A 20,351-nucleotide genomic window follows, 5' to 3' on the forward strand; every position below is an offset into this window, starting at 1 on the left:
TTGAACAACGCCGCCCGTTGCTGTGTCTAACGTTGAAATTACATTTAATAATGTTGTTTTACCAGAACCAGAAGGCCCCATAATACCAACAAACTCCCCCTCTTGAATTGAGAATGATACACCTTTTAATGCGTGTGATTGATTCTCACCTTTTTTACCGTACAATTTTTGAATGTTTTTTACATCTACAACTGGATTTATCATTTATATCCTCCTACATTTTTTTATTTCATTACAATAAGCTACTAAATTTGTTTACTACTAACAAAATAGATATGTTACCTCCACCCTTAAGCTACAATGAAATCTTTCCTTTTATCTTCTTCACTCACCTCATCACTTTGAATACATCCATGATAAACTATGAAAATTAGGAAACACCCTGTAAAATTCTTAAGAATTCTTAAGTTTTATAAAAAAAGCTTATGGAATCTGTAATTCCATAAGCCAGTCTATTTGATTGGATGTTCAACAATAAAGGACATCCAGCCGTCTTTATATTCTGCATGTATATTACCATGATGAAGTTCAACAATTCTTTTTGAAATAGCAAGCCCCAGTCCATTTCCCTGGTCATCTTTTCTTGCCTTGTCCCCCCTGAAAAACCTTTCAAACAATTTATTTGGATCGCTAACAGGCGGTTTCTCGACTTTATTTGACACTTTCAACATTGCCTTGTTACCTATTAGTTCAAGACATATAGATAATTCGGATGGTTTCATGCTGTACTTTATCGCATTCATAAACAGATTTTCATAAACACGTACCATTTTTTCTACGTCTATGAAAATAGGTATTGTTTCTTCCGTTATTGATTTTTGAACGATTAAACCCTCCTTTTCAAATATAGGAATGTATTCTCCAACTATTTGTTCTAACAAACCTGATAAATCAACTTCATTAAGGTTTAACTTAACATCGATGCCTGATAAACGGGTATATTCAAACAGTTCATCAATTAAATATTTCAATCTCTTTGATTTTAAATAAGTGGTTTCAAGGTATTCCTGTAATTGTGTTTTACTTTCGTATTGTCCTCTTTTTAATAAATCTATATAACCAATAATAGATGTCAACGGTGTGCGTAAGTCATGAGATATGTTAGTTATGAGTTCATTTTTTGTACGTTCTAATCGTCTTTCCTGTTCAAATGTATTTTCCAATTCCTTAGACATATAGTTGATATTTTGAACAAGCTGGGTCAATTCGTCCTTCCCCTTAATCCCAATGGTCAAACCCAGTTTTCCATTGGCAATATCATTCACATTTTCCGAAATGAGCTTCAAATATGCTATTTTCTTTCGGACCAATATCAAAAAAATCACTATAAAGTTAAAAATTGCGAACGAGAATAAGAATAACAATGATAAATTGAGTTCAAACATACCAAACTCTTCGTGTTTTTTAAATAATGGATCTATGACGTATAGCACCATAAGGATTGTTAAACCAAATGAAACAAAAAAACTAACTGCAACAGCAACCAAAAGTTTTATAATTATTTTATTTCTAAAACTAATTTTCTTCATATTTTATATCCAATTCCCCAAACAGTTTTAATATAAATGGGATATTTAGAATCCTCTTCAATTTTGTCTCTTATTTTTGTAATATGCACCATGACGGTATTATCTGATTTATAAAACACCTCTTTCCAAACCGCTTCATATATTTTTTCTACACTCAGGACAGTCCCTTTGTTGCGGGCAAGTAGTTCGAGAATAGCGAACTCTTTTGGAGTTAACCTTGTTTCTTTTCCCCTTACCCATACTTGACAAGTATCTGTATTCACGGTTAAGTCACCAATTTCTAGGATGCTTCTATTATGTTCTATGGACGTATTGTATTTTTTAAACCTTCTTAATTGGGATTTTACCCTAGCGATTAATTCTAGTGGGTTAAACGGTTTTGATAAATAATCGTCTGCACCAGAGGCTAGGCCTTGAATTTTGTCTATATCCTCAGATTTTGCAGATAGCATGATGATAGGTATATTGCGGTCTTCCCTAATCTTCATACACGCTTCAATACCATCCATATTCGGCATCATAATATCTAAAATAATCAAATCAAACTCCTTTTCTTCTAACAGTTGTAAAGCTTCTATAGCATCTTCTGCCTTTTGACTTTTTAGGCCTTCATTTTCCAAATAAACAGAGATAAGATTTCTAATGTCTTTATCATCATCAACAATAAGAATTTTTGACTCCATATGATTCCTCCACATTTTTTTCGTATTGAAAAACTACAGACATAAGTAATTAAAACATTTCTATCTTCTCTTTTTTATAAACTTGCAAACGGAAGATATGAAATAACATAATAGATACAAGTAATATCGTTCCCCCCTAATTTAATGTTCAATATTTACTACTGAACCATCTATAACACATAAGTTTCCTTTTAATTAATTTTTCCGTGAATACACCTGCACTTAGTCCATATTTGACAATATAATTTACTTTTTTCAAATCAGCTCCTTCAATCAATTTGTCTCCAAGAAACCTTGAACTTGGAAGAGGCTACACCAACTGATTTTTAGTTCATTATATACAAAAATAAGAAAGCGAATTATTTTCATGTTTAATTACCCCACTGGTTTGAATTCATAATCATACTCTAGAGTCCAAACCTTAAGAAAAAAGGGCAAAAGTTCTTAAGAATTCTTAAGCTTTATACAACTGTTTGGTCAGAAGAATATATGGCTACTCTTGAAATATTCACTATTAGCTTCATACAAAAACTAATAGCGAGAATTAAAAAACTTTGCCTACTCTTTTAACATAGAAACATAATCTATTTATCACAAGTCAATAATGAATAGAAATTTTGTTTAGAGCGTACTTCAAAATGTTAGCTTGATGGGCATGGGGTGGCACCCCATCGCTATCAGGCCAAGATTAAGTAAGAGTCCGTCAACTAGATTTTTTCTGTTTTCTAAAAGAGTTGATATCAGCTTTCTAACAATCTGCATACTAAATAAACTCTAACAGGTTTCATTTTTTTAATTAAGCTACATGATTGTGGTGAATAACGAAATAATATCATTGTTAATAAGCATAATCACGTTCTGATTTTAGAACGCGTTACAAATAAAGTTATTCAATGTTTTAATTTCTTAATATTCTAATATTATTTTATCAAGTTTAAAGAACTAACATTATTTGTAAAACGTGTTAAGGTTATTGTGAAAGTTACAAAAAATATTTGAGGGGGAATTTTTATGTTTAAGAAATTAGTAGTTGGAGCTTTAGCAGCAGGTATTGTATTAGGTGGAACAGGAAGCGCTTTTGCCTACACTGATGCAAGCCAGGTTGATTGCAGCAAAACTCCACCAACAGCATGGCAAATGAATTTCAAAACAAAAGGTTCAATGCCTGCGACAATGATTAAATGTAACAAAACATATTATTTAAAAGAAGCTTATCCGAATCAAGATGGATATGGTACTTGGACTGGTGTTTACAAACGTTAACAAAGAGAAAGGCACCTTAAGGTGCCTTTCTCCGACTTAATAACCACTTTAATTTTAATAATATGTATTGGACTCCCATCCAAAGATAATTCTAACATGGTTTCAGAGAAATGAAAGCGGATTCTTTAATTTACTTAATTACTTTATCCATAACTTCTTTATATTTATTAAATTGGGCATCTTCCATTTCACCATTCATTTGTATAAGAAAATTACCTTTTGCGTAAGTATGAGAGAGTAGCATTTGATTACCATTACCTAAATCGTCATAGTATTTCTTAGCTTTTTCAAGATCTTCTTTGTTTTTAAACTCAAATATTCTACCGCTGCTATCTTCACCTAATGCCGGAGCAAGAATGCGCTTTGCTTCTTTTCTAGTATTTCCAAATTCTTTTTCTAGTAGATCACTAGGATTTTCGGCTTCTAATCCTGCAGCTTTAAATTCTTCAATTACCTTACCAACTGTGACATTACTTGTCACGGATTTAACACTTTCACAAGCAGCTAAACCGAATAATAATAGAGCGCCAATAAGTAATACTAATAGTCGTTTAAATATAGTTTTTCATTCCTCCTAATATAAATAAAAAATAGCCCAGTAAAAAGAGCGTGTTTCATCTATCTAAACACGCTCTTACAAATATTTAAACCCTATATGATTTGCTTATTCCATTCTGATTTTCTTTTAACTAATACATCTCTTTATATACGATTATCATGCCAGAAGTTTATTGGAAAATGATTATTCTCATCATAAGCTTCAAATTCATACCCTTTTTCTTTTAATCCTTTTATTATTGCTGGAACTGCTGCGACAGATTGTGGATGAATATCGTGCATTAAAACAATTTCCTTTGAAGACGTCGCACCTGCTAAGACATTTTGAACAATTTTTGCGGCCGCTACATCCACAGGTAATTTATTGTATTTCCAATCTAAAGAATCAATTGTCCAATCCCATACTTTCAAATCATTTCCGACCACTTCATTTCGAAGTGATTCATTTAAGCCAGGCATTGATCCATATGGTGGACGTGTTAATTTCGGTGTGTTTCCAATAACATTTCTAATTAAAGATTGATCTTCTTTCATTTCCTTAACATATTCCTGATTGGTGTACAGCTTTTTAAAATCATGTGTCATACTATGCATGCCCACATAATGGTTTTCTACATGCTCTCGTTTCACTAAATCTGGGAACCTTTTCACGTTATCGCCAATTAAAAAGAATGTTGCTTTCACATCATTTTTCTTTAATACATCTAATAGATTAGCTGTATATTTTCCTGGTCCATCATCAAAAGTTAAATATACAACTTTTCTTTCTTTACCATCAAAACGATTAGGTATCGATTTTTTCAATTCATTTTTAGGTAGACTGCTCACTTGTTGAACACTATTTGCCTCTTCCGCATTTACCAGCTTAGGATTCGTAATAGATTGAAACATGTAATACCCTATTGCTACTAATGTAATAGCCAACAATACACTTATAATTCTCTTTTTCTTAAGCTTAATTTTCATATTATAATCTTCTTTCTATCAAATCATTCCACTTTATTTCGTTTAGTTTTATTATCCTATTAGCTTATTAAGTTTTTTAACTTAACCAATCACAATTTTGGACTAATCATTTTAATAATCTATATAGGTGAAAATTAGTGCCCTGCACTAGCGTTCATGGCATTTCCTATAATAGTTAGAACTACTGGAAATAATACTGGTCCTAAGGTAAGGACAATGTTTAAAAGTATAATAAAACTATATAGTAAGCTGTAATTTTTACTATTACGGTTTTCGAATACTAGGATGACTAATGTTATTATAGTAATTAAATGTAATAATAAAATTATCAACCAATAATACATCATTATAGTAAGATTCCACTTTCCTAATAGTTGGTATGTTACCCCTATTATTATCCCTAATATAGTAGCATTAAAGGAAATAAACAAAGTTCTTTTTAGTATTTTAGGAAATGTTTTGTCATCCACAGTTTTATTATATAAACCTATTAAAATGCCCAAAGATAGATATGCCAGTAATAACCCTACCCAATTCCAGATCCAATCTTGATCCCCCATTAAATTAAACAAAAGCGAAAGGATCCCTCCTACTGCAAGAATCGAGGAGATCATAATACTATTTAAAGCTGATTTCATACTATTTTCACTTCCTTAAAAATTTTACAATACAGCATTGAAGTCTACTCTTAAGTTGTCCTTTACTTATTAGAATCTTTTTCATTAAAAATCTTGTATGGAAATCCCATCATATAATCCGGTCATCATACCTATTAGCATATACGGAAAATGGTAGGCCCAGCAAAAATTATATGTCCATGATCCCGTACAATAATTTTTAAACCGAACGAAACACCACCAAATCCTACTCCACACGGTAGATATACAAATAGAGGATGCGATTCATCAACTTTTATTTGTATATCAATTATTCAGACGAGTAGCAGCTACTGCATAACCTTAAAATAAATGCTTTGATTTTTCATCGTCAATCAAATAGCACATTTGATACTTATTAACTTGTATTCTTCCTTCTTCTACTGCTTTACTATAGCCCGCTGTATATTCAAAAATAGTAGCCCCTTTGTTTCTAAGTAAATCTTTTTCCCACTTTTTCGCAGCTGCTGCCATATGTACATATGATGTTTTAAAATTAATCATAATTTATTATAATTAAGTATATATTAACAATATATTAAGTATAAGTAAATAAAATTAATAATAATTTAATTTTATTTACTTGTTTAAAGGGGATTACATATATGAACGATATTAATGTTGGTCACAAAATTAGGGCATTTAGAAAAGGTTCCGGATTAACCAGTAAGCGTTTAGCAGAGTTAGCTGATATAACACCTTCCATGTTAAGTCAGATTGAAAAAGGAATCACAAATCCTTCATTACAAACACTAAAATTAATTTCTGTAGGATTAAATATTCCATTGTTTAATTTTTTCTTAGAGGATACCAATACAGAAGAATTAGTTGTACGAGCTAACCAAAGGAAAAAAATAACTTTTCCTGAAAGCGGCAATGTTTCGTATGAGCTATTATCTCCTAATTTAGATGGAGCACTAGAATTGGCTTTAATGAATCTGTTACCTCAAACTGCTTCATCTATGGAGCCTGTGGCACATAAAGGGGAAGAAATAGCATTTATTATGGAAGGACAAGTGAAACTATATCTAAATGATGCGGTTTTACTTCTCAATACAGGTGATAGTGTTAAAATCCCACCTCATGCAAAGCATAAATGGGAAAACAACTCTTTAAACAAAGTCACTGTTATATTTGGAGTAACTCCACCATCTTTTTAATTTCAAATACTAGCGAAGAAAAGTTAGAGAAAATAACTCTCTAACTTTTCTTGTATACATAACTTTATTTTAAGAAAGTAAAAAACTTATCTCTCAATTATATGAGATTATAATTTAAACGATTAAAAGTAATGAAATAGATCTTTTTAATTACATACTTAATTTACTTTTTAATGTCCAGTATTTTTCTCCATTAGCTTCAAAAGAGAATTCTACCCATCCATTTGGATCTTCACGATAAATAAAGATGGTTGTTCCAGGAGTTACTGTACCAACTTTATTCTCCTCGACAGCTACATCTGGTCTACTTTTAATTTTTAAATTAAATGGATAAGGTACCTGGTAGTAAGCAGCTGATGATACAACATTTGACCTTGAACCGTCTGCATACATTTTATATGGAATTTCATTAGATAACGCGTCGACATCTAATGTTTCAGGATTCTTTGGTAATTTTTTTGCATATGTATAGTCTTCTACATGAAACGGTTTAATACGTTCCATAATACCCGCAATTTTTGTAGCCCATCCTTTATCTGATGCATATTTCACGTTCATGCCAGTTAATGTTGGCCCGTTATAATACATTCCACTTTCTTCTAAATATCTTTCTCGTACATAATTAGCATTATAAGCAATACTATCGCCGTAGCTTGGTAAATATTTCGCATATTTAAACGGATCTCCATCATATGCACGTAAACCGAATAGATTATGTTTTTGATATGCGATTTCTGATTTTCCGTATCCAGATTCTAAAATCGCATGCGCTGCTAAATAATGAGCACTCACGCCATATTGATTTTGCGCATTGATAAAATCTTGCCCATGGCCAACTAAAGGACTATCCGAATGATATTTTGCAATAAAACTATCAATCTCTTGAGCTGTAATTTTCGAAGCCACTGTTAAATTTAAATCTTCATATGAGGTAGCAGTAATAACCTCTTTTTCATCGTTTAAATTTTGTTGTAACATATCTGTTTTTGCAGTAAGTTGAGCAGCTTCAGCACGTGTTATAAATCTATTTGGTTGCCAACCGTTCTCGGTGCCATTAGAAATTTTTAAATCTATTAAAATATTGGCATATTTTTCTCCCCAATGCCCTTTTAAATCTTCAAATCTAACCTGCTCGTTATGATTTGCTGTGCTTTGTAGTTTATATGCATTTACTAGCATCGTAGCCATAGCAGCGCGAGTTACTTTTCCGGATGGATTGAAGATTCCATTACCTTCCCCTTTAACAATACCAGCTTTTTCAGCAGCAGCAATATAAGGAGTAGCCCAGTGGTTTTGTGAATCTGTAAAAGATGGTTTTGCATTAGGATCAATTTGTATCCCTAAAACTTTTGTCATAATTTTTGTAGCCGAAGCTCTGTCTAATGAGTCATTTGAGCCAAAAGTTCCATCTGGATAACCATTCAATACCTGTTTATCCACTAAATAATTAACAGATTTATCAGCCCATGTAGGAACATCAGGGAATTTATGAGTATCTGCTAAAATATTTGAAGAATAGGATAATATAGCTCCTGCAAGGATACCTGTTGCAATTAATTTGTGCTTCATTAAAATAAACACCTCTACCATTGTATTTATCAAATTGAGATTTTCTATTTTTATATTTACATGTTTGTAATAAGAATGAAATCGTATTAATACGCATCCAATTTGATGTAACGAGTATAGTTACTTATATACACAAGTGTCAATGAATGTCTTTTACAAAAATGCATAATATTTACATTAATATAAATATATTGTGTAAAGGAGCTTTTGATAGATTACTTATTATCTTACCTGAAGAAATCTCTTAAGTTGATGGATGTGTGAACGTACCGCTACTAAAATTCTTGCTTTTAAATCATTATTACTGTATTATATTTACGTAGTAATATAAGGATTATGGTATATAAAATGGAAACTTTAAATAGAAGCTTATTAACTCTAAATAATAGGAGTTAGTGTTCTAAAATATAGAGAAACAAGGCACCGTACAAAGTAATCTGACAACCCTAAAAAATATTGTATATTGTTTGCCCATCTTCAGCTACTACAATAAAAGAGCCTTACCTCTCTCGGCAAGACTCTACTAGTTTAGTTGTATAATATTTACATGATAACTAAGAAACAGAAAACATATAACACCAAATAGCAGCACCCTATTACTCCTCCTACAGCTAATACTTGTTTAACCCAACTCTTAAATTTTTGATTACTGTAAATCGCTTGCACTCTTTCCATATTTCCTCCTATTAAGGAGAACCCTTATAGACTCTCACCTTGCTATGGTAACATTAAAAAATGGCTAATAGAGGCCTAATGTATAAATATGCAATATTGCATACATAAATATATTGTTATTATTGTAAACGCTTACTATAATGAGGTTATAAAGATTCACCACATCTTAATATGAAAAAGGAGGAGAGAATAATATGGAAATCGCAATGGCAGTTTTAAAATTTATAGGTGGAGCAATCCCATTAATTCAAGAACTTCTAAAAGCATTTATGTAAATTCACTATTTAGCAATTATTTATAAGATTTATCATACAAATGATCTGTCTATCAAAGATGAATTGATTTACAGATCATTTGCGTGAGCAAGGTCCCTTTAACATGATTAAGGGACCTTTTTAAATTTTTAAGGTTACGTCACACCAACATCAAGTTAGCAAAACCAAATGAAAAATACACTTACGAATTTGAAACGATTGAATTAAAGAAATTGATGTTAGTGTGGTTAACAGAATATGAAAATCACTTAAGTGAGGTTCTCTTTATTCAACCATTTAACTTACTAACAATTTTCATAAGATACTTACACACTGCATTTAGGTAAAGAAATACAGAAATGTGTTTTTTTCTTTGTACTATCTAAATTTATGCTCCCTCCATGTTTCTCCACTATATGCTTAGCAATAGTTAATCCAAGACCTGATCCCCCATTATTTGTTCGAGAATCATCTACTCGAACAAATGCATCAAAAATACTTTGTTTCATATCCTCAGGTATTCCAATTCCATTATCTATAATGTTTATATATACTTTGCATTCATCCTCAATTACCGATACAAACACGGTCGTACCTGCCGTATTATACTGTAGAGCATTAGATATTATGTTAGAGATAGCACGGTATAGTAACCTGTTGTTAATTGGAGCAATCACTTCTTTAGAGGGAATTTGATATTGAAGGATTAAGCGCTTGGCTTGGAATAAATCATAATATTCTACAAGCAATTCACGAATAAACTCAGATACATCAGTTGGATGTACTTCAAAAGGGTAATCAGAATGCTCTAATTTAGACAGTTCAAAAATATCTTCAGTTAATACCGCAATGATTCGAATCTTATTATATATTACATTCAAAGTTCTTTCTCTTTCACCCTGTTCTGTAATGATCCCTAGTTGTAATGCTTCAACATAACCTTGAACGGTTGTAATTGGTGTCCTTAAATCATGAGACAAATCTACAAGCATCTTCTGCTTGGTTTCTTCCAACCTCTTCTTCTCTTTCTCTATTTTATCGAGTTTTTCCGACATAACATTAAACGAATGCTGTATTTGCATTAACTCAAAATATGTTTCATAGTTTAACCTTTTATCATATTTCCCACTAGCAATTTCCTCAAATCCAGTTGCTAGTTTATCCAATGGCCTGGTTATTTTCCTAGCAATTTGCCTACTAAATATATATACATTCATAGAGAAAAATACAAAAAATAAAGCGATTGTAGAAAAAAATATCTTATAAAAAACATATACGTATTCCTCATTTTTATCAGAAAACGTATATTCATACTTTATTGCTTTTTTAGGAACCTTAACAAGGCAATATAATGTATCACCTTTTTCCGTTACAAATGTTGCTACAGATGAATAATAAGGAAGCTTATCATTATCAAAAAATAAAGTAGCAAATTCTCTTTGTGAATATGATAAAAGCTTATCCTTCTTTTCCCCTTTGGTATAGATAACCTGTAAATTTTCATTAAGAATTTCTACCCAACCACCAAATGATTCTATTGATTCTGAATTAATAGTTTCAAAGTTTTCACGCACTACTTCACTTGCTTTTAAATTATTTAGCTTTCCTAGTTGCTTCTCTGTTTGGTACATCAAAAATATAAATAAAATTATCACCGTGAAACCTATTGCTAGTGCAAATATAACGTAATTTTTAATTAAGATATAGAAAACTTTATTTTTCATAAAGTTCTTCCTTCCTAGCAAATCTATACCCAAGTCCCCGGATCGTTTTTATATAAACTGGATTCTTAGGAGAATCCTCTAATTTCTCTCGCAGTCTACTAATATGAACCATAATCGTATTATCATCTGCACAATAATAATCAGACCATACACTTTCAAAAATTTGTTTTTTAGTAAATATTCTCCCTGGTTCCTTCATAAAAAGTGTTAAAATTTTATATTCCGTAGCACTGAGAGTAATGGATTCGCTTGATTTATAGATTGTACAAGAATGATGATCTAATACTAAATCACCCATATGAATTTGCTTCTCCTTACCTTCTATAGCCTTATCATTAAATTCATAGGACCTTCTAAGGTGAGCTTGAACTCTAGCTATAATTTCTAAAGCACTAAATGGCTTTGTAATGAAGTCATCTGCTCCAATCCCTAAACCTATAATTTTATCTACTTCTTGAGATTTGGCTGACAATATAAGTATTGGAAATTGTAACGTCTCACGAATCTTTTTAATTAATTGATAACCATCCATTTTAGGCATCATAATATCAACAATAGCTAAATCAATATGATTTTCTTCTAGACACTTTAAGGCAACGTCACCATTTGAAGCCTCTACAACAAAAAAATTTTCCATTTCTAAAAAAAGCTTTAAAAGATCAATAATATCTTTGTCATCATCAACAATTAATATATTTTTTTTCATACTCTCCCTCGCATCGGTCAGAATTTTCGAAAAATCCATTTAAGGTTATTGTAAGGTAAATGAAAGTGACATGAAAGACTAACCGTTTAATATACAGATATGAATTAAAGAAGGAGGCATTATCACATGAAAAAATTTGTTGGAATTGCGTTAGCAGCTACCATTGGAATTGGAGGTTTAGGAACTTTTGCTACTACTAAAACTCACGCTGCAGTAAACAATCAAGAATCAACAAAATCGGTTTATCAAGTATCTGACGTGCAAGGTGAATTTATGCATATTAAAGTGGGGAAACCTTGGTCAATGACGCCAAGCGGAAAACAATACAAATATGTCTTATTTAGTGAAAACAAAATTTATGTAAACCCTAAAACTGGTGTAGTAACAGCATATGAAGAAGGATCAGCTGAAGGCAGAGTACTCGATAAAAATGGAAATGTTGTTGCTATTTGGTATATCACGGCTTTTAAATAGTGAAGGGTTAATTTTACAAGGTCGAAAAGAGCATCTTTAAGTTTATTATGAGAGTATTAAAAGAATTTCAATACTTGTAATTACCCTAAAATAAAAAAGCTTATCTTTTAACACGGAATGATAAGCTTTTTTATTATTCTTTTCATTTTTTGTTTTCGGAAGTATTTCTTTAAGTTGATAGTAATGCGGTGCTATTCCATCACTATCTACAACTATATAGTATCCTAAAACGGAAACAAAGGGTTGCATTTATATAATTAGGTTTTGGAGAATTGATAATTTTGTTTAGGGATACTTTACGATTTTAACTTGAATGACATATAGTGTTATTTTTAGCATTCTAAATAATCGGGTTCAATGTATTTTTCTGTTTCAGGAGAGCTTTTAATTTCTATAGGATATTTCTTAAAAGCTACAACAGTAATTCTATCTTCTTGAACTAAACTTCTGGATTCATTTATAGAAGAGAAACCTGTTCGCGTTAAAAAATTGTATAAAGAGGATTTTGTCATCCAAAAACTAGTAACGTTATCTAATGATGCCCATTTTGATTTTAAACGTTCTTCTATTGATGAATTAGCAGAGTGTTCTAGCATTGTGTGTCCCTTATATTCATAATTTTTATAAAGTACTGATACATTAGGAGTAGAAGTGATATGAGTATCAATTATTACAAACCTTTTGCATACTTCATACACTTTTTCTAAAAAGGGGAATACATCTGAGCAGTCTAAATGATATAAAATACCAGAGCATAAAACAATATCAAAATGACCATATTTTTCAGCACTTAAATTTCTTACATCATCTTGATAAAAGGTTAAGTTTTCCAACCTTAATAAATCTTTAGCGAATATAGCTTTTTGTATGTTTGATTCTCTTCCTTCTATCCCTACAACAGTTGCTCCTTGCATAGCAAACTCAATAGCGTAATGCCCCTCTAAACAAGCTAAATCTAAGATTCGGAGATTTTTAAAATCACATTGTGTGATATCATGAATCATTGTCACAATTTTTTTTAACGCAGGATTTGGTTGTCGAATATCTCTTGTATATAGAGTATCCGTTAATTTAATATCATAAGCGGTCCATTCACCATATTTACGAATAATGTTTTCTTTTTCGAGAACAAAATCTTTCATGATACAATTCGCCACCTTTAACATAATATTATGTGTAATGTATACCTTAATAAGATCAATATATGTGTGTATAACTTGTATTTAGACGAAGGTAAACATTTTAATATGTTTTAATCCAAACAAGAGAAGATGATTCATGTGAAACAATTTACTAAATTCCTCTGACATTTTTAGTTATGTTCCTAGCCAATTTAGCGAACTATTATTTTATCCTAGTTATGTAATAATAAAAGCCTTCCTAATTATAGGAAGGCAACGTTCTAAAATGAAAACCTATATTTGATTAATAATTAAATTACCTCAAACTGATAATATACACTTTTCCCATTCTCCCTAGTTACTTTAATTTCAGCAAATCCTTTACCAATGACATCCATTCTAACCTTTCCATTGCCCTGTACTGTATATTTGACAACTTTTTCTCCATCTATTGTTGTATGTTTTGCTGCAACTCCTTCCTCAACTCTAGATTGACCAACACGCCAACAGTCACTGCACTTTTTTTGGCTCTTAGATGTCATTTCATTTTTTACATGTACGCTGTTAGTAGATGCATCAGCAATACCATTTGTACTCAACAAAATTAAGGAAGTTACTAAACCAGTTCCCAGTTTCTTTAACATTATTTCATCCCTCCTGTGTTAATTTATACTTTTATATTAAACTGGGATTCTTTCAGGTAACTTTCATTTACCTTACAATAACCTTAAATACCTTTCTGTAGATATTGAATTCTTTGGAATAAAGAATTCACATATTCATCAATTTAAAAGTTGTAAAAGGAACTCAAGGCAAAAAATTATACCCCTTCATTTGAGAATATCAATTTTCTCATTTTAGGCATTTCATTTATTATCTTATTAGCAATGTGGAGGCATATTAGACTTTAGAATCCTTACCTTTTCCGTCTAATAGAAATACCCTTTTTGAGGTTTAAGTCAATATGATGGATACTTATCAAAAATCTAAGGAATTATATATAGTTAAATAAATATAATTCATATTAAACAAATGACTAAAACTAAGTTTTATAAGGATGTTTTCAGTTTAATCACACTAAGTTTAAACTTCTTGAATTTGAAAGTATAAACTAAAAAAAACGCCCAATTCAAGACGGTTTTTTCCATGTTTATATTAATCTTTTAAATATTGCCATGTTCAAGTAAAGGTTTGAACATATTTTCCATATGGATTGGCCCTACATTATTAGCTAATGAAGGTGAAATGTCTTTATAAATTAAAGAAGTAAAATTTAGTATAGTATTTTAACTTAATATACAAAACAATATTAGTACACCTATGACACTCTAAATTGTCACAGGTATATTTTCTAAAACTCTTTTTTATCACCCTGTTTTAACTCCCTCCCCAGCTCCCTACATTGTAATTTTAATAATCTAGTCTCGGCACATACTTTTTTTTGTAAAAAAACTATAGTACAATAAATAACCAAAAGATCCATTTCCAGATTGTCCCCATTTATGTACCTTTTAGTTCATTTTCTGCTATTAGTTCCTTTGTTACATACATCAAATACATAATGACTGGGAAAATTAGATAACTAACAGTTTTACCTTTATCAGTAATAGGATGCCTTTCTTCGACTAGAACAACTTTTATTATTAGCAGAGTTCCCCTAGATCAAATGTAACAATTTATGAGTAGAAGAATATTTTCTGAACTTTAATGTAATGTAAAATTAGTAAAGAACGTATTTCATGAAAAAATGTTAACTAATAAAGAATTAGAAGTGATTATGTGAATAAATTATTACTATCATGTTTATTAGTTACATTCTGTCTAAATACCGCAGGATGTTCTAATGATATGACTATACTAAAGGATAGTTCTAAACCTTCAACACCTACGAAGGTTAAATGCATTAACAAAGCGTGGTACAAAAAATATATATCATGTAATAGTTTATGATAAAGGTCATAAGACGAAATTATTATATATTAATCATGCTATAAACATGTTGTAATTAATTGTTCTACATTTACCTAAAAAGGCTATCAATAATGGTGGTCTTGTTTATATTGGTGAGATTGTACTAGTATGATGGAATAGATTTAACTGTATGATGTAGGGTGGTTGGTTGCTGTCCTTTCTCTTTTTTATATAGAGGGAAAGGAGGTAACTCCTATGATGGAATATTTACTGTCTTTGCTACAGGATTTGTTGAAAGTATTTTTGACAATTCTTGTTACTGGTTATGGAAACAAACTAGTGAGTAATATTAGCAAAAAACGTAAAAGAACCTCCCTACGCCGTCGGAAGCAAAAGGGAAGTTCTAGAAAAAGAAAATAACTTTATTTAGTAACTATCCGCCTTACGGCAACAGTTACCAGAAGAGATGTATAGAGCATCTCTTCTTTTATTATATACCCAAGGTATTACTGTAATACTACTGTAGTAATAATTATATCAAATGAACATAAAAAATCAATGTGTAAACAATGGGTGTAATGGATAAAAGAAAAGACACCCTAAGGTGCCCTCCTCCGACTTATAAATCAAATCTATATTTTATTCACTTTATTCAGTATGGTGATGATGGCCTTTGTATAGCACTAGAACCAAATCACGCTATAAGCATTAGTGGACATCATGACATTCAAAATCAGTCTTTTATCGTTTTCCGACAGAAGACTCCTTCCTCAAAAATGTGAAGGTGTGAAACACCAATTTTAGGTGGAAGATGAATGTCGGTTGGCATAAGCCAACATATTTGTTATCATTTACTTGTACAGATTGCTCTTCGAAAACTGAAGATATGAGGTTGGTTGCAGAAAAACGTTGCAACCGTAAAATCTTCAACGTTCTATCGCCCCACGCTTCTCAAAATTGCGAAAACCAAGCTAAAGTAGATAGTGTGGTTAGTCAGCGTACAAGATACTTATGTTCTCACCGTAGGGACTGCGGGTAGAGCCTGCTAAGATAACTGGTGGATACATCGGTGTTCGCAGGAATCTCCCACTTCAAATGTCCGTTAGGACGTTAAGTGGTGAGTAGTTCAAGTCCGCTAATACTTAACGTAAGTTTTGGTTTTGTTATTACACAGACTACTATATCCTCTCTAATGACTGTGGTTGCATTGTCAAATACTAAAAGTATAAAATCTATTTATATCATTTTAATGATTTTATTTCCTCGTATTCCCTCATTTTCTTTTAAAATATCGCTTTCTTTATGCCAGCCTTGTCCATGAACTCAACAGCTTTGATCTTCCCTGCCTTTCATTCCTTGCTTGTTATCCTCTTTCATGTACCAAGCATTAGAATTGAAACCTTTGAGATTACTGTTTCCTTAACCGCAAAGAAAACGCTAAACTTCATATATACTTTTGAGGATGTTCTGTAATACTAATCGGTTTTTATGATAATTATTCATAAGTGGATAATTCACTACGGACCTCGTCTATTGTATCCCTAGCACTTCTTAACGATTTTAAACATTTTCCTAATTTCGCTAAATCTGTTTGGCTCGCAGCATCTCCATAGTTGTCTATAACAAATTGCAAGTTATCCATCGCCTTTAAAATAGATGAATGTAGACCCTTTAATTCTGTTGGGGGTTCTACATATCGTACACTTGAGATGAGATAAGACATTTTATAGAAAACATCGCCTACATCTGAAACCCATGATTTGTTTATAGTACCCTTAATTTCTGCATCAGCCTCTAAAATACTAAATCTGTTCGCCACATCAGATAGATCCTTTAAATAATCATCCATTACCCATGCATAATGCTGCTTGTCTAAATGTTTATAATCACTTGTTTCGGCTCCTTGCTTTACTTCTTTTTGATTTCCTATATTTTTTTTATCCACAGTGAATTCCTCAACTGCTGCTGTAATGGCCTTTATACCTTTTTTGCTACCAACAAGAGCGTCGATAGTTAAAATACTACAGATAAAAATCACAAACATGGCAATCCACTTAGCCCATTTCAGCATAAAAAAACTCCTTACTTAATATATTTCTCCCAAATTATAATAAAGGATTAACGACCATCATAAACACTATGTCTCTTTACCTAATACCTTACCTTCTGTTTTACCAAAATCGACATCTTTAAGTAAATCTATATCATGTCAAAAATTCATTTTTAAATAACAAATTATTAAATCATAATATAACACTATATTATTTTTATATCAAGAATATTTTTCCAAACTAAAGATCATTCATAGCCCCTCTTTTCACCATTAAACCTAATTTATATATGATAAATAAAAAAAAGAGGATCGCCCCATACTAGAGCAGATCCTCTCTTTCACTTCACATACACATAGGCTTCTTTTGCTGTTATATAATATGTTTTACCTTTACTATTGTGCACTCTATATTGTGGTGAATTATTTACAATTACCTTTGTATCAATAATGAATCCTAAACCCATATCTACAGTACCGGCAACATCTTTATCCTGCCAAGATGGAGAATCATAGAAACGTAAATTATTTACTTTTGAAATAACTCTTTTACCAATTACTGTAGCAGGTTCATTGCCTTGGCAACGAATATATGAAGAATTATAATAAATCCATTGGTTACCACCAAAATGTAACCAGTTCCCTAATTTATTCCATACTTTATAAGCCTCACCTTTTTGTAGCTTACGAATAACACTATTTTCTGTTGATGGTCCAGAGCGGAGATTTACATTGTATCCTTCAATATATGCAATACCATTCGACTCTACTGTACCAGATGTTTCATTTGGTTTTTGTGGTTTGGTATCCACTGTAACCGTGCTCCCGTTATAAACCTTTAACACGTCTGCTCGGAACTTAGCCTCAGATACGCCATGACTACGAAGGTAAGCCAGTGGATCTTCATGGTCTGTTCCACCTAATTTATAAGTAATATCCCTATGTGTCCATAATCCTTTAGAGGGATGAATATTTCGTTCTCGCAAGATTTCCGCAATTAATTCTATATATTTTTCATATGAACGTTTAAATTTCAATGGATCACTTGTCTCACACAATTCCACATGAACAAATCTAGCATTTGCTGCTGGACCTGCCCCCCATGCCTGATGTTTTGTAGATGCAATTTGAATCTTCTCATCCCAATCCACTGCGTAGTGAACAAACGCTGAACGCCATGTACGAGACTCATACTTTTGAATATTAATTGCTGGCGCCTCTGGGGTAGCTGTAGAATGTGCTACAACACCTTCATAAGCTCCAACACCATAACGGTATGGTTGTTTTGGTAAATCAGGAATAAATAGAATTCTATCAGCAAATACATTTGTTTCAATTGATAATACTAAAATAATAGCAACAACTATGGATAAAATATGCTTGTATTTCTTTTTCATTTTCTATCGGCATCCCTTTTTATAATTTTTGTATGGTCAAATAATCCACTAGCTGACAATCCGATAATCATTCCTTGAAATAGATTCATTTTAATATCTTGAGACAAAAATAAAACACCTAGCGTAATGCCAAGTGTTAAATTAAATAACGGAATATATTTTGTTTGCAGTCCAGTTGTTTTTGCAATTTGTGAAATCCCTACAACAACCCCAATCATTGCTGTAATTTCAATCATTACATACCTCCTCCTTTCAAAAAGAAGGTAAGAGCAGCTCCAATTAGTCCACCAATAATAAGGCGTAGGATCCAAGTTGTATTAGCACTGATTTTGTCTAATTGCTTATTAATATTAATAATGTCCTTTTCATTACCTGTCGTCCGCATTTCTAAACTTCTAATCTCTAATCGTATTTCCTTAATATCTTGCCTTATTTCCTGAACATCACCCTTCACCTCTTGTAAACTATCCATTTTACCACCTCTTTCCTACTTCTTATTTAATTCAACATAAACAAATTACGCACTAAACTACTCCTTTTATTCTTGAATCGATACATAAAAACAACTTAGTATAGAACACTACTGACATTTTCTATTTCCAATCATACTCCAATCCAAAAATTAAATAGCCACTCATACGAGTGACTCTAATTCTTTAACCTTATCTCACATCAAAATGTTCTTCTTTTACCCATGCATTATTTCCAATCGCCAAATAACCATCTTTTCGTGCCAAAATTCTATATGGAACAGACCCGTCTACAAAGCCTGTATAATTTCCGTTAGGACCATCATACGTGTTAATACCGCCACCTGGTGGATATTTTGAATAAGCACTGAACCATTGCACATCGAAATGTTCCAGAGCAGCCCATGCCTCGTTTCCTAGACAAATCATAGGATTTTCATACCACGCTGCATCTATAATAAGATACGGTGTTTTATCATAAATTACCCTCGTAAAATATCCTCCTTGCGGTTGGCTATATAGATTAATCCCTCCATTATTCGGATATTTATTTACAGCAATCCCCAGACCTACTGGCTGTATTGGTTTATTATTATTGTTGTTAAATGCTTTATTTACCTTCTCAATGAATTGATCCAATCTTCCCTCGTCAAGCATACGGTGTGGACAATGTTTCCCACTCCACGATTTATGTGTACGTACATTACTAATTGGAATGTTGAATTGTTTCATTAACTGAGCTATAACAATTGCTGCATTATCTTCCGCCTTATAATATCTATCCCCACCACTTAAAGAATAGCAAATTTCCACTCCGATGGATTTACGATTACCATTTCCGTTACCATCACCAGCATGCCAAGCATTACGATCAAACGGAATACCTTGTACTGCTTCTTTGTCATCTACTGCAACATGGAACGAAACTGCATTATTATTTCCAATCATATAAGAAATTTCATTTTCAGCTGATGCATCATTGTACGTATTATGTACTGTGATGAATTCTGGCTTCATTGCATTAGGACATTTTATAGCATATTTACTTGAATCCACTAATTTTTTTCTAATCTCCATTACTGAACATCTCCTTTTTATTCTCTCGTTTTTATTACTTAAAATTCTCACTGCATTATTTAGTACATCTAGTAACCTAATCTCCATACGGCCAGCATTTTCTCTAAT

At 31.7% G+C, this 20,351-nt stretch carries 21 protein-coding genes and 1 pseudogene; 5 read left to right on the plus strand and 17 right to left on the minus strand.

Annotated elements, in window-relative coordinates; translation table 11 throughout:
* The 3 genes from MR170_RS18100 to MR170_RS18110 form a co-directional block, all read right to left on the minus strand.
* Nucleotides 1-204 (minus strand): ATP-binding cassette domain-containing protein (locus MR170_RS18100; protein WP_242308833.1); only part of this gene is annotated, 204 nt, incomplete at its 3' end.
* A 248-nt stretch (nucleotides 205-452) separates the two neighbouring features.
* Entirely contained in the window at nucleotides 453-1,529 is a 1,077-nt protein-coding gene (locus MR170_RS18105; RefSeq protein ID WP_242308835.1) for a HAMP domain-containing sensor histidine kinase, read from the minus strand.
* Nucleotides 1,526-2,212 (minus strand): response regulator transcription factor, encoded by a 687-nt coding sequence (locus tag MR170_RS18110; protein ID WP_242308837.1) that lies wholly within the window; start codon nucleotides 2,210-2,212, stop codon nucleotides 1,526-1,528. The genes MR170_RS18105 and MR170_RS18110 overlap by 4 nt, the downstream gene beginning before the upstream one ends.
* Before the next feature lie 1,011 nt (nucleotides 2,213-3,223).
* Between MR170_RS18110 and MR170_RS18115 the strand changes: the two genes are divergently transcribed.
* Complete coding sequence (locus MR170_RS18115) at nucleotides 3,224-3,475, plus strand: hypothetical protein (RefSeq protein WP_043937682.1); 252 nt, start codon at nucleotides 3,224-3,226, stop codon at nucleotides 3,473-3,475.
* 130 nt (nucleotides 3,476-3,605) lie between these two features.
* Here the strand turns inward: MR170_RS18115 and MR170_RS18120 are convergent, their stop codons facing one another.
* From MR170_RS18120 to MR170_RS18135, 4 genes are all read right to left on the minus strand, one after another.
* Complete coding sequence (locus MR170_RS18120) at nucleotides 3,606-4,034, minus strand: stress protein (protein ID WP_242308865.1); 429 nt, start codon at nucleotides 4,032-4,034, stop codon at nucleotides 3,606-3,608.
* 143 nt (nucleotides 4,035-4,177) lie between these two features.
* A complete protein-coding gene (locus MR170_RS18125; protein WP_016083086.1) occupies nucleotides 4,178-4,999 on the minus strand; it encodes a peptidoglycan-N-acetylglucosamine deacetylase in 822 nt (273 codons plus the stop codon).
* Between the two features lie 134 nt (nucleotides 5,000-5,133).
* Nucleotides 5,134-5,637, minus strand: coding sequence for a DUF3902 family protein (locus tag MR170_RS18130; protein ID WP_242308839.1), 504 nt, complete (start codon nucleotides 5,635-5,637; stop codon nucleotides 5,134-5,136).
* A 321-nt stretch (nucleotides 5,638-5,958) separates the two neighbouring features.
* A complete protein-coding gene (locus MR170_RS18135) occupies nucleotides 5,959-6,129 on the minus strand; it encodes a serine dehydratase (protein WP_324287198.1) in 171 nt (56 codons plus the stop codon).
* Between the two features lie 131 nt (nucleotides 6,130-6,260).
* Here MR170_RS18135 and MR170_RS18140 point away from each other — a divergent pair, with 131 nt between their 5' ends.
* Nucleotides 6,261-6,815 carry a helix-turn-helix domain-containing protein gene (locus tag MR170_RS18140; RefSeq protein ID WP_242308841.1) on the plus strand — a complete coding sequence of 185 codons (555 nt, stop codon included), beginning with the start codon at nucleotides 6,261-6,263 and terminating at the stop codon, nucleotides 6,813-6,815.
* Nucleotides 6,816-6,965: 150 nt separating this feature from the next.
* Here MR170_RS18140 and MR170_RS18145 read toward each other — a convergent pair whose 3' ends face one another.
* Nucleotides 6,966-8,384 carry an S-layer homology domain-containing protein gene (locus MR170_RS18145; protein ID WP_242308843.1) on the minus strand — a complete coding sequence of 473 codons (1,419 nt, stop codon included), beginning with the start codon at nucleotides 8,382-8,384 and terminating at the stop codon, nucleotides 6,966-6,968.
* A gap of 763 nt (nucleotides 8,385-9,147) precedes the next feature.
* Here MR170_RS18145 and MR170_RS18150 point away from each other — a divergent pair.
* Nucleotides 9,148-9,334, plus strand: a pseudogene (locus tag MR170_RS18150) (hypothetical protein).
* A 305-nt stretch (nucleotides 9,335-9,639) separates the two neighbouring features.
* On the opposite strand, the gene MR170_RS18155 reads toward MR170_RS18150, so the two are convergent.
* Both MR170_RS18155 and MR170_RS18160 read right to left on the minus strand, forming a co-directional pair.
* A complete protein-coding gene (locus MR170_RS18155; RefSeq protein WP_242308845.1) occupies nucleotides 9,640-11,037 on the minus strand; it encodes a sensor histidine kinase in 1,398 nt (465 codons plus the stop codon).
* On the minus strand, nucleotides 11,027-11,743 hold the full coding sequence (locus MR170_RS18160) for a response regulator transcription factor (RefSeq protein WP_086423894.1): 717 nt from the start codon (nucleotides 11,741-11,743) through the stop codon (nucleotides 11,027-11,029). Before MR170_RS18160 ends, MR170_RS18155 begins: the two co-directional genes overlap by 11 nt.
* A gap of 126 nt (nucleotides 11,744-11,869) precedes the next feature.
* Here MR170_RS18160 and MR170_RS18165 point away from each other — a divergent pair, with 126 nt between their 5' ends.
* On the plus strand, nucleotides 11,870-12,217 hold the full coding sequence (locus MR170_RS18165) for a hypothetical protein (protein WP_242308847.1): 348 nt from the start codon (nucleotides 11,870-11,872) through the stop codon (nucleotides 12,215-12,217).
* 332 nt (nucleotides 12,218-12,549) lie between these two features.
* Here the strand turns inward: MR170_RS18165 and MR170_RS18170 are convergent, their stop codons facing one another.
* Both MR170_RS18170 and MR170_RS18175 read right to left on the minus strand, forming a co-directional pair.
* Nucleotides 12,550-13,359 (minus strand): class I SAM-dependent methyltransferase, encoded by an 810-nt coding sequence (locus MR170_RS18170; RefSeq protein ID WP_000651393.1) that lies wholly within the window; start codon nucleotides 13,357-13,359, stop codon nucleotides 12,550-12,552.
* Between the two features lie 290 nt (nucleotides 13,360-13,649).
* Complete coding sequence (locus tag MR170_RS18175) at nucleotides 13,650-13,982, minus strand: hypothetical protein (RefSeq protein ID WP_242308848.1); 333 nt, start codon at nucleotides 13,980-13,982, stop codon at nucleotides 13,650-13,652.
* A 1,522-nt stretch (nucleotides 13,983-15,504) separates the two neighbouring features.
* Between MR170_RS18175 and MR170_RS18180 the strand changes: the two genes are divergently transcribed.
* Nucleotides 15,505-15,669: a hypothetical protein gene (locus tag MR170_RS18180; RefSeq protein ID WP_165375055.1), complete on the plus strand. Its 165-nt coding sequence runs from the start codon at nucleotides 15,505-15,507 to the stop codon at nucleotides 15,667-15,669.
* Between the two features lie 1,075 nt (nucleotides 15,670-16,744).
* Here MR170_RS18180 and MR170_RS18185 read toward each other — a convergent pair.
* The 5 genes from MR170_RS18185 to MR170_RS18205 all read right to left on the minus strand — a co-directional run bounded on the left by MR170_RS18185 (nucleotide 16,745) and on the right by MR170_RS18205 (nucleotide 20,243).
* The gene (locus MR170_RS18185) at nucleotides 16,745-17,320 is read right to left on the minus strand and encodes a hypothetical protein (protein ID WP_242308849.1); all 576 of its coding nucleotides are present in this window, start codon (nucleotides 17,318-17,320) and stop codon (nucleotides 16,745-16,747) included.
* Between the two features lie 320 nt (nucleotides 17,321-17,640).
* Nucleotides 17,641-18,696 (minus strand): N-acetylmuramoyl-L-alanine amidase, encoded by a 1,056-nt coding sequence (locus MR170_RS18190; protein WP_242308850.1) that lies wholly within the window; start codon nucleotides 18,694-18,696, stop codon nucleotides 17,641-17,643.
* The gene (locus MR170_RS18195) at nucleotides 18,693-18,932 is read right to left on the minus strand and encodes a hypothetical protein (RefSeq protein WP_000570185.1); all 240 of its coding nucleotides are present in this window, start codon (nucleotides 18,930-18,932) and stop codon (nucleotides 18,693-18,695) included. The genes MR170_RS18190 and MR170_RS18195 overlap by 4 nt, the downstream gene beginning before the upstream one ends.
* On the minus strand, nucleotides 18,932-19,168 hold the full coding sequence (locus MR170_RS18200) for a hemolysin XhlA family protein (protein ID WP_000377827.1): 237 nt from the start codon (nucleotides 19,166-19,168) through the stop codon (nucleotides 18,932-18,934). The genes MR170_RS18195 and MR170_RS18200 overlap by 1 nt, the downstream gene beginning before the upstream one ends.
* A gap of 190 nt (nucleotides 19,169-19,358) precedes the next feature.
* Nucleotides 19,359-20,243 carry a peptidoglycan recognition protein family protein gene (locus MR170_RS18205; protein WP_000405795.1) on the minus strand — a complete coding sequence of 295 codons (885 nt, stop codon included), beginning with the start codon at nucleotides 20,241-20,243 and terminating at the stop codon, nucleotides 19,359-19,361.
* Nucleotides 20,244-20,351 lie beyond the last annotated feature (108 nt).

It is taken from the genome of Bacillus cereus group sp. BfR-BA-01524 (assembly GCF_022662595.1).
GTDB classification, from domain to species: Bacteria; Bacillota; Bacilli; order Bacillales; family Bacillaceae_G; genus Bacillus_A; species Bacillus_A thuringiensis_S.

Coding starts and splice junctions, on each gene's coding strand:
- MR170_RS18110 (WP_242308837.1), bottom strand. CDS start 2,212: ATGGAGTCAAAAATTCTTATTGTTGATGATGATAAAGACATTAGAAAT.
- MR170_RS18140 (WP_242308841.1), top strand. CDS start 6,261: ATGAACGATATTAATGTTGGTCACAAAATTAGGGCATTTAGAAAAGGT.
- MR170_RS18170 (WP_000651393.1), bottom strand. CDS start 13,359: ATGAAAGATTTTGTTCTCGAAAAAGAAAACATTATTCGTAAATATGGT.
- MR170_RS18180 (WP_165375055.1), top strand. CDS start 15,505: ATGATGGAATATTTACTGTCTTTGCTACAGGATTTGTTGAAAGTATTT.
- MR170_RS18185 (WP_242308849.1), bottom strand. CDS start 17,320: ATGCTGAAATGGGCTAAGTGGATTGCCATGTTTGTGATTTTTATCTGT.
- MR170_RS18145 (WP_242308843.1), bottom strand. CDS start 8,384: ATGAAGCACAAATTAATTGCAACAGGTATCCTTGCAGGAGCTATATTA.
- MR170_RS18165 (WP_242308847.1), top strand. CDS start 11,870: ATGAAAAAATTTGTTGGAATTGCGTTAGCAGCTACCATTGGAATTGGA.
- MR170_RS18135 (WP_324287198.1), bottom strand. CDS start 6,129: ATGGCAGCAGCTGCGAAAAAGTGGGAAAAAGATTTACTTAGAAACAAA.
- MR170_RS18155 (WP_242308845.1), bottom strand. CDS start 11,037: ATGAAAAATAAAGTTTTCTATATCTTAATTAAAAATTACGTTATATTT.
- MR170_RS18160 (WP_086423894.1), bottom strand. CDS start 11,743: ATGAAAAAAAATATATTAATTGTTGATGATGACAAAGATATTATTGAT.
- MR170_RS18205 (WP_000405795.1), bottom strand. CDS start 20,243: ATGGAGATTAGAAAAAAATTAGTGGATTCAAGTAAATATGCTATAAAA.
- MR170_RS18175 (WP_242308848.1), bottom strand. CDS start 13,982: ATGTTAAAGAAACTGGGAACTGGTTTAGTAACTTCCTTAATTTTGTTG.
- MR170_RS18125 (WP_016083086.1), bottom strand. CDS start 4,999: ATGAAAATTAAGCTTAAGAAAAAGAGAATTATAAGTGTATTGTTGGCT.
- MR170_RS18130 (WP_242308839.1), bottom strand. CDS start 5,637: ATGAAATCAGCTTTAAATAGTATTATGATCTCCTCGATTCTTGCAGTA.
- MR170_RS18115 (WP_043937682.1), top strand. CDS start 3,224: ATGTTTAAGAAATTAGTAGTTGGAGCTTTAGCAGCAGGTATTGTATTA.
- MR170_RS18200 (WP_000377827.1), bottom strand. CDS start 19,168: ATGGATAGTTTACAAGAGGTGAAGGGTGATGTTCAGGAAATAAGGCAA.
- MR170_RS18195 (WP_000570185.1), bottom strand. CDS start 18,932: ATGATTGAAATTACAGCAATGATTGGGGTTGTTGTAGGGATTTCACAA.
- MR170_RS18190 (WP_242308850.1), bottom strand. CDS start 18,696: ATGAAAAAGAAATACAAGCATATTTTATCCATAGTTGTTGCTATTATT.
- MR170_RS18105 (WP_242308835.1), bottom strand. CDS start 1,529: ATGAAGAAAATTAGTTTTAGAAATAAAATAATTATAAAACTTTTGGTT.